Below are 6,000 nucleotides of genomic sequence, written 5' to 3'. Positions count from 1 at the left end.
ATGCCCGAGCGCGTCACCCGCGTGCCGCTGTCCTCGCGCGAGATCGCGGGCGTGCTGAACCTGCGCGGCCGCATCGTCACCGTGGTCGACATGCGCGCCCGGCTCGGCCTGCCCAAGCCCGAGGACGGCAAGGTCCCGATGGCGGTCGGTGTCGACCTGCGCGGTGAATCCTATGGCCTCCTGATCGACCAGATCGGCGAAGTGCTGCGGCTCGCCGAGGACGGCATGGAAGAAAACCCCGTCAATCTCGACCCCCGCATGGCCAAGCTCGCCGGCGGTGTCCACCGTCTCGACGGCCAGCTCATGGTCGTCCTCGACGTCGATCGCGTCCTCGAGCTCGCGCCCGAGATGATGGCGGCCTGATACGCCGGCACATCCGCCGACGTACCTGCAATTGGAAGTGCCCCCGCAAAAAGGGGGAGAAGCAGAGGTTCACATGCGAACTTGTCTCGTCGTTGATGATTCCAGCGTCATCCGCAAGGTTGCGCGCCGGATCCTGGAAGGCCTCGACTTCCAGATCCTCGAAGCCGAGGACGGTGAGAAGGCGCTGGAGGCCTGCAAGCGCGGCTTGCCCGATGCGGTCCTGCTCGACTGGAACATGCCGGTGATGGACGGCTACGAGTTCCTCGGCCATCTCCGGCGCATGCCTGGTGGCGACCAGCCCAAGGTCGTGTTCTGCACCACCGAGAACGACGTCGCGCATATCGCGCGCGCGCTGCACGCGGGCGCCAACGAGTACATCATGAAGCCTTTCGACAAGGACATCGTGACGGCGAAATTCCAGGAAGTCGGCCTTATCTGAGCGACCGCCCCGGAGGCTGAACGGCTCCTTCGGCGTTTGTTTTCAACTGACCGTTTCAGTCTGAGTTGGTGAGTAATGAGTGTTGCGTTCGCAGGTAATTCGACCCCGGGCTCGTCGCGGGAAGCCGGACCGTTGCGGGTGATGGTCGTCGATGACTCCGTCGTCATCCGTGGTCTGATCTCGCGCTGGATCGGTGCCGAGCATGACATGGAGGTCGCGGCGTCGCTGCGTACCGGGCTCGAGGCGGTCAACCAGATCGAACGCATCAACCCCGACGTTGCCGTGCTCGATATCGAAATGCCCGAGCTCGACGGTATCTCCGCGCTGCCGCAACTGCTGGCGAAGAAGCGCGATCTCGTCATCATCATGGCTTCGACGCTGACCCGCCGCAACGCGGAGATCAGTTTCAAGGCGCTGTCGCTCGGCGCGGCCGACTATATCCCGAAGCCGGAATCGACGCGCGAGGCGTCGGCTGCGGACATCTTCCATCACGACCTGATCCAGAAAATCCGCCACCTCGGTGCACGGCTGCGCCGCAAGCCCGCGGTTGCGAGCCCGCCGCTCGCGCCCGCGGGCCCGGCTCCGGCTGCACGTGGACCGCTTGTCGCGCGGCCTGCCGCGTCCGCGGCGGCTCCGGCCCTGCATGCGCCGTCGTCGTCCTCGCCGCTGTCCACGCGTCCGTTCTCGACCCAGGCACCGAAGGTGCTGCTGATCGGCTCATCGACCGGCGGTCCTCAGGCGCTGATGGCGCTCGTCGCCGAGCTCGGTCCCGTGATCGACCGCGTCCCGGTGCTGATCACCCAGCACATGCCGCCCACCTTCACCACCATTCTCGCGGAGCATCTGGCACGCACGAGCCGCAAGCCGGCAGCCGAAGCCGTCGACGGCGAGCCGGTGAAGCAGGGCCGCATCTATCTTGCGCCGGGCGGCAAGCACATGCGCGTCGTGCGTAGCGGCGGCGACGTGGCGATCGCGCTCGACGACGGTCCCGCCGTCAATTTCTGCAAGCCGGCGGTCGATCCGCTGTTCACTTCCGCCATCGACATCTGGCATGGCGCCATCCTCTCCGTGATCCTGACGGGCATGGGCTCGGACGGCATGCGCGGCGGCAAGGACATCGTCGCCGCCGGCGGCAGCGTGATCGCGCAGGACGAAGCCTCCAGCGTGGTCTGGGGCATGCCGGGCGCAGCGGCCAATGCCGGCATCTGCGCGGCGATCCTGCCGCTCAACCAGATCGGCAGCCGGGTCAATCGGCTGTTCGCGGGAGACCGCTCGTGACGCCGGTTGACTACGACTATCTGCGCAAATTCCTGAAAGAGCGCTCCGGCCTCGATCTCTCCCCGGACAAGCAGTATCTGGTCGAGAGCCGGCTCCTGCCGCTGGCCCGCAAGGCGAGCCTTAGCGGAATTCCCGATCTCGTGCTGAAGATCAGGAATGGCGACGGGCGGCTTGCGAGCGACGTGGTCGAGGCGATGACCACCAACGAGACCTTCTTCTACCGCGACAAGATCCCGTTCGATCATTTGCGCGAAACGATCCTGCCGGGGCTGCTTCGGGCGCGCGCGGCGCGCAAGTCGCTGCGCATCTGGTCGGCGGCCTCGTCGACGGGACAAGAGCCCTATTCGATCGCGATGTGCGTGAAGGAGATGGGCGCAGCCTTCGCCGGCTGGCGCATCGAGATCGTCGCCACCGATCTGTCGCAGGAGGTGCTGGAGAAATCCAAGGCCGGCGTCTACAGCCAGTTCGAGGTGCAGCGCGGCCTGCCGATCCAGCATCTGATGAAATACTTCACGCAAGCGGGGGAGGTCTGGCAGCTCAATGCCGACATCCGCGCGATGGTGCAGTTCCGCCAGCTCAATCTGTTGCAGGACTTCTCCCATCTCGGCACGTTCGACGTGATCTTCTGCCGCAATGTGCTGATCTATTTCGACCAGGACACCAAGGCCGTGATCTTCGAGCGCATGGCGAAGGTTTTGGAAGCCGACGGTACGCTGCTGTTGGGCGCCGCCGAATCCGTCGTCGGCATCACCGACGCGTTCCGCCCGATCGCCGAGCGTCGTGGTCTCTATCAGCTCAACCCGACGCGCTCCGGCCGCCCGATGGGCGGATTGATGCCGCCGTCGTTGAAGGTTGCAGCGGCGCGGTGAGATGCGTTCTTCCCTTTTTCACAACGGGAGAAGGGAAGAAGAGGCACTTCACAAAATCGCATGGGGCAGAAACCGCGAGCCGTTGCCGGTGATCGGGCTCTCGTCCTCGCGGATCGATAGGCCGCAGGGTTCGTGATCGACCAGCCAGCTTCCCACCACCGGATAGAAGTCTGAGAAGTTCGGCAGCGGCGCGAGCGCCTGCCGCACGAATCCTTCGGCGCCGTAGGGGCCTGCCTGCTCGTCGAGCGGCATTCCACCTGATACCAGCGTGACGTTGGCGCCTTCGCGCGACAGCAGTGGCTTGCGCACATAGGAGCTGCCGAGCTCGGCTGCCCGCGGATCGTCCTCGAAGAACGCCGGCAGCAGATTGGGATGGTTCGGAAACATCTCCCAAAGCAGCGGCAGGATGCCCTTGTTGGAGAGCACCGCCTTCCACGGCGGTTCGATCCAGCGTGTCGGTGCGTCCTTGAGCTTTGCGCCGAAGCTGTCGTGAAACATCCATTCCCAGGGATAGAGCTTGAAGGCGAGCGCGATGTCGCGGTCGTCGAGGTCGACGAAGCCGCCGGCGTCATTGCGCCAGCCGATCGCCTCGATGTCGAGCAGCGTGGTTGCCAGTCCGGCCTGGCGCGCTGTGTTTTCGAGATAAGCGAGCGTGCCGGCTTCCTCCTCATTGCCCGTGGTGCCGGTGAGATGGACATGGCGGCTAGCTGCAATCTGCTTCCAGGCTTCGATCAGTCGTTCGTGGATGGAGTTGAACTGGTCGGCGCGCGACGGAATGATGCGCCGTTCGATCGCTTGTTCGAGCCAGGTCCATTGAAACACAGCGGCTTCAAAAATCGAGGTCGGCGTGTCCGCGTTGTATTCGAGCAGCTTTGCCGGTCCCTTGCCGTCGAATTTCAGATCGAGCCGGCCATAGAGGCTGCGGTCGTCTCGTGCCCAGCTCTCGGCAATCAGGCTCCAGAACGCGTCCGGTATCTTCAAGCGCTGCAGATGGCGCTCGTCGCCGATGACCCGGCCGGCGAGCTCCAGGCACATCGCGTCGATCTCGCCGGTCGGCGTCTCGATGCCGCGCTCGATCTCGTCGAGCGTGAAGGCGTAGTAGGCGCGCTCGTCCCAATAGCGCTCGCCGTCGATGGTGTGGAAGGCGAAGCCGCATTGTTCGGCGGTCTGTCGCCAGTCGTCGCGCTCGGGGCAGACGATGCGTTGCATGGGTCAGCTGCCGCCAGAGAAGCCATGGCCAAACGAGCCGAAGCCGCCGCGGCTCACGCCGCCGGAGCCTGAATCGGATGACGTTCCGGACGAGGAATGGTTCGAGGAGTCGCTGCTGAAGAAACTTGATCGCGACGACCAGCGCGAGCTGCCGCCGCCGCCCGACGAGCTGCTTCTGCTGCTGCAGGCGGTGCTCGCCTGCACCGGCGCGGCTCCGGGGACCGTGGCGCCGGGGACTATCGCACCGGTAGCGGAGGGCTCGCAATTGTGCCGCGGCATCAGCGTGTAGGCGGTGGTGCCGACCGCAATCGTGCCCATCACCAGCAGCGCGACATGGCGGGAGCGCTTCACCGGCTGTTGTGCAGGCGGCGGTCCGGCCGCCGGCCGGCGCTTGCCGAACTCCTTTTTGGAGGGCTTGTCGGCCATGTCAGTAGATCATGCAGGCGGCGTTGAGCAGGCCCGCGGCGAGCGAGGACAGGCCGAGCCAGATCGCGGGTGCAAGCTCGCCGGCCGCGATCCGCGCCGGCAGATTCGGCACCGGCACCCTCACCAGAAACAGCACGATGATCTGCACGATCAGCGCGATGACCGCCCAGATCAGGCAATCCAGCACATTGGCCGAATGCGCGATGGCGCTGACCAGCGGCGCCACGAAGCCGAGCAGGCTGAGGCCGAGTGCGATCGCCGCGGCCGGCTCGTTGTCCCGGATCAGCTGGAATTCGTTGTAGGGCGTGATGCGGGTGTAGACGAACAGATACGTCACGATCGCGATCAGCCCGGTGCAGAAATAGACCAGGAAGGCGGGCAGGCCGGCGAGTGATTGCAGGATCATCGTTCCCCCATCGTGCAGCGACCATTCGTCGGCGGGGGAAGGATAGCGGTTCAACGGCGGCAGGACGATGAGGCCGCGTTCGTGTCCCCAAAAAACAAAACCCCGCCATTCGCGGCGGGGTCCAGGCTGGGAGGAGCAAGCCCCGAAGGGCTCGCGGGTAAACCCAGGATCAGGCGGGAATGCGCTCTTCGACCTCGTGCGGCTCGCGCAGCACATAGCCGCGGCCCCAAACGGTCTCGATGAAGTTGCGGCCTTCCGAGGCATTCGCGAGCTTCTTGCGGAGCTTGCAGATGAAGACGTCGATGATCTTCAGCTCGGGCTCATCCATGCCGCCATAGAGGTGGTTAAGGAACATTTCCTTGGTGAGGGTCGTGCCCTTGCGGAGCGAGAGCAGCTCCAGCATCTGGTATTCCTTGCCGGTCAGATGCACGCGCTGGCCGCCGACTTCCACCGTCTTGGTGTCGAGGTTGACGACGAGGTCACCGGTCTGGATGACCGACTGGGCATGACCCTTGGAGCGGCGCACGATCGCGTGGATGCGGGCAACCAGCTCGTCCTTGTGGAAGGGCTTGGTCATGTAGTCGTCGGCGCCGACGCCGAGACCCTTGACCTTGTCCTCGATGCCGGCGAGGCCGGAGAGGATCAGAATGGGTGTCTTGATCTTGGAGACCCGGAGCTGCTTGAGCACGTCGTAGCCGGACATGTCGGGCAGGTTGAGGTCGAGAAGGATAATGTCGTAATCGTATAATTTACCGAGATCGACGCCTTCTTCCCCCAAATCGGTCGTGTAGACGTTGAAGCTCTCAGACTTCAACATCAGCTCGATCGACTGCGCGACGGCGCTGTCATCTTCAATCAGCAAAACGCGCATGCCAGTTCCCCATAGTCGCCGCTCCTGGGCGTCAGGTCGGCCGCATTCGCGGCACACAACAAAACGCCTTTGAACAACTGATTCGGATCCTGACAACAGATGGTTAACAAATTCTGATTCTGGAACGCAAGCCCTGTAG

Annotated in this window: 8 protein-coding genes; 4 read left to right on the top strand and 4 right to left on the bottom strand. The window is 64.3% G+C overall.

Going from position 1 to position 6,000, the window contains the following annotated elements; translation table 11 throughout:
• The 4 genes from N551_RS0118720 to N551_RS0118705 form a co-directional block, all read left to right on the top strand.
• The coding region (locus N551_RS0118720; RefSeq protein WP_027568208.1) for a chemotaxis protein CheW at positions 1-363 on the top strand (363 nt) is incomplete at its 5' end.
• A gap of 73 nt (positions 364-436) precedes the next feature.
• Positions 437-802: a PleD family two-component system response regulator gene (locus tag N551_RS0118715; protein ID WP_007600538.1), complete on the top strand. Its 366-nt coding sequence runs from the start codon at positions 437-439 to the stop codon at positions 800-802.
• A 75-nt stretch (positions 803-877) separates the two neighbouring features.
• On the top strand, positions 878-2,080 hold the full coding sequence (locus N551_RS0118710) for a chemotaxis response regulator protein-glutamate methylesterase (protein ID WP_027568207.1): 1,203 nt from the start codon (positions 878-880) through the stop codon (positions 2,078-2,080).
• Positions 2,077-2,949, top strand: a complete 873-nt coding sequence (locus N551_RS0118705) for a protein-glutamate O-methyltransferase CheR (protein ID WP_027568206.1) — start codon at positions 2,077-2,079, stop codon at positions 2,947-2,949. The genes N551_RS0118710 and N551_RS0118705 overlap by 4 nt, the downstream gene beginning before the upstream one ends.
• Before the next feature lie 48 nt (positions 2,950-2,997).
• On the opposite strand, the gene N551_RS0118700 is transcribed toward N551_RS0118705, so the two are convergent.
• The 4 genes from N551_RS0118700 to ctrA form a co-directional block, all read right to left on the bottom strand.
• Complete coding sequence (locus tag N551_RS0118700) at positions 2,998-4,158, bottom strand: glutathionylspermidine synthase family protein (protein ID WP_027568205.1); 1,161 nt, start codon at positions 4,156-4,158, stop codon at positions 2,998-3,000.
• 3 nt (positions 4,159-4,161) lie between these two features.
• Complete coding sequence (locus N551_RS39345; RefSeq protein WP_035961564.1) at positions 4,162-4,584, bottom strand: hypothetical protein; 423 nt, start codon at positions 4,582-4,584, stop codon at positions 4,162-4,164.
• A gap of 1 nt (position 4,585) precedes the next feature.
• Positions 4,586-4,990, bottom strand: coding sequence for a DUF350 domain-containing protein (locus tag N551_RS0118690; protein WP_027568203.1), 405 nt, complete (start codon positions 4,988-4,990; stop codon positions 4,586-4,588).
• A 169-nt stretch (positions 4,991-5,159) separates the two neighbouring features.
• Positions 5,160-5,861 (bottom strand): response regulator transcription factor CtrA, encoded by a 702-nt coding sequence (gene ctrA / locus N551_RS0118685; RefSeq protein ID WP_007600544.1) that lies wholly within the window; start codon positions 5,859-5,861, stop codon positions 5,160-5,162.
• Positions 5,862-6,000: the final 139 nt, after the last annotated feature.

It is taken from the genome of Bradyrhizobium sp. URHA0013 (assembly GCF_000518345.1).
Taxonomy (GTDB): domain Bacteria; phylum Pseudomonadota; class Alphaproteobacteria; order Rhizobiales; family Xanthobacteraceae; genus Bradyrhizobium.
Note: the sequence above shows the minus strand (reverse complement) of the source record. Positions and strands in the feature narration are given on the sequence as shown.

Bases quoted from the DNA above. Each gene is read 5' to 3' on its own strand.
- N551_RS0118715 (WP_007600538.1), top strand. From the start codon at position 437: ATGCGAACTTGTCTCGTCGTTGATGATTCCAGCGTCATCCGCAAGGTT.
- N551_RS0118710 (WP_027568207.1), top strand. From the start codon at position 878: ATGAGTGTTGCGTTCGCAGGTAATTCGACCCCGGGCTCGTCGCGGGAA.
- N551_RS0118700 (WP_027568205.1), bottom strand. From the start codon at position 4,158: ATGCAACGCATCGTCTGCCCCGAGCGCGACGACTGGCGACAGACCGCC.
- N551_RS39345 (WP_035961564.1), bottom strand. From the start codon at position 4,584: ATGGCCGACAAGCCCTCCAAAAAGGAGTTCGGCAAGCGCCGGCCGGCG.
- N551_RS0118690 (WP_027568203.1), bottom strand. From the start codon at position 4,990: ATGATCCTGCAATCACTCGCCGGCCTGCCCGCCTTCCTGGTCTATTTC.
- ctrA (WP_007600544.1), bottom strand. From the start codon at position 5,861: ATGCGCGTTTTGCTGATTGAAGATGACAGCGCCGTCGCGCAGTCGATC.